The sequence below is a fragment of the Burkholderia sp. E168m23 genome, assembly GCF_016586125.1.
In the GTDB taxonomy this organism is placed as follows: domain Bacteria; phylum Pseudomonadota; class Gammaproteobacteria; order Burkholderiales; family Burkholderiaceae; genus Burkholderia; species Burkholderia orbicola.
This window is the reverse complement of sequence record NZ_BCPP01001213.1, coordinates 1-1736: the sequence shown is the minus strand read 5'-3', so window position 1 is coordinate 1736 and position 1736 is coordinate 1. Positions and strand designations below refer to the sequence as shown.

Here is a 1736-nt window from a genome sequence, read left to right as displayed (position 1 = left end):
GCAGCGCGCGCAGCACGATCAGTTGCGTCATGTCCTGCGCGACGCCGCACAGCGCGGAGCCGGCGAGGAACAGCACGATCGCCGCCTGCAGCACGATCTTGCGGCCGTACAGGTCGCCGAGCTTGCCGTACAGCGGCAGTACGACGGTGGACGACAGCAGGTACGCGGTGACGACCCACGACAACTGGTCGAGCCCGCCGAGTTCGCCGACGATCGTCGGCAGCGCGGTCGACACGATCGTCTGGTCGAGCGCGGACAGCAGCATGACGAGCAGCAGCGCGGCGACGATCAGCCCGGTCGGCGCGTCGCGGCGGGCCGCGTCGGCGGCCGGCGGAGTGAGGAGGGTGTCGGTGGTCATCGAGATATCTGCCATGGCAGGGAATTGGGTTGAAATATAGCCATTAATGATTGACTAGTCAATTTCTGCCCAGCCTCGATATGTTGCAGTCGTAACGGGAGATTGCCGCCGGAAAAATTGACCACGATCAGCCGCAAGGCAGGGCCGGACTCAAGTTTTGTGCAGGCAAACCGTAATAGAGAGGGCCGCGGACCGATTGCCGCGGCTCTTTTCACCGCTCACGTGCCGTCATGAACCTGAACGCCCTGTTTTCCCGTTTCTCCATCCGTACGCGGATCTTCTCCACGCTCGGCCTCGTTGCCGTGCTGCTCGTCGTGTCGGGGCTGATCGGCCTCGCGGGCATGCAGAGCTCGAACCGCGCCCTCGACGAGGCCTATACGCGGCAACTGGCGGCGAAGACCGCGCTGTCCGCGGCGAGCCTGAACCTGACGATCGTGCGCACCACGCTCGACCGTGCGCTGCTGCATCCGGAAGCGCCGGAGGTGCCCGAGCTCGTGAAGAAGGCCGAGGGCTATCTCGCGAAGGCCGACACGGCATGGCGCAACTACGCGGCGATGCCGCACGACGGCGACGAGGGCCCGCTCGCGAGCCGCCTCGATGCCGCGCGCCAGGCGTTGATCGGGCAGGCGCTGAAGCCGATGATCGATGCGATCCGCGAAGGGCGGCGCGACGAAGCCGACCGCTTGCTAATGACCGTCGCGCCGCCGCTGTCGGTCGCGCTCACGCAGGCGACCGACGCGCTCGATGCGTACCAGGCCGGGCGCGGCAAGGACGTGTACGACACCGCGCAGACCTATTACGGCTGGATGCGCATGGGCGCGATCGCGGGCATCGCATTCGGGCTGGCCGCGTGCCTGGGTTGCGCGATCGGCCTGCATTTCGCGATCACGCAACCGGTGAATCGCCTGCTGTCGCATTTCCGCCGACTGTCGGACGGCGACCTCACGTCGGAAGTGCGCTGGTCGTCGCGTGACGAGATGGCCGAGCTGGTCAAGGGCGTGACGGGCATGCAGCGCAGCCTCGCGGATACGGTGCGCCAGGTGAGCCACGGCTCCGAAGCGATTTCGACGGCGACGCACCAGATCGCGGCCGGCAACACCGACCTGTCGCAGCGCACCGAGGAACAGGCGTCGGCGCTGCAGGAGACGGCCGCGAGCATGGAGCAACTGACGGCGACCGTGAAGCAGAACGCGGACCACGCGCTCGAGGCGCAGGCCTGCGCGGACAGCGCGAGCGAGATCGCGACGCGCGGCGCGACGGTCGTCGGCGAGGTGATCGGCACGATGAACGAAATCGACCAGAGCTCGCAGAAGGTCGCCGACATCATCGGCACGATCGAAGGCATCGCGTTCCAGACCAACATCCTCGCGCTGAATGC

2 protein-coding genes are annotated in these 1736 nt (G+C 66.9%); one reads left to right on the top strand and one right to left on the bottom strand.

Annotation, left to right across the window (positions count from 1 at the left end; genetic code table 11):
* Nucleotides 1–358, bottom strand: a 358-nt coding sequence (locus JMF90_RS35795; protein WP_201326224.1) for an MFS transporter, incomplete at its 3' end; no start/stop codon positions are given.
* A gap of 230 nt (nucleotides 359–588) precedes the next feature.
* Between JMF90_RS35795 and JMF90_RS35790 the strand changes: the two genes are divergently transcribed.
* Nucleotides 589–1736: Tar ligand binding domain-containing protein (locus JMF90_RS35790; RefSeq protein WP_201326223.1), on the top strand; the 1148-nt coding region annotated here is incomplete at its 3' end.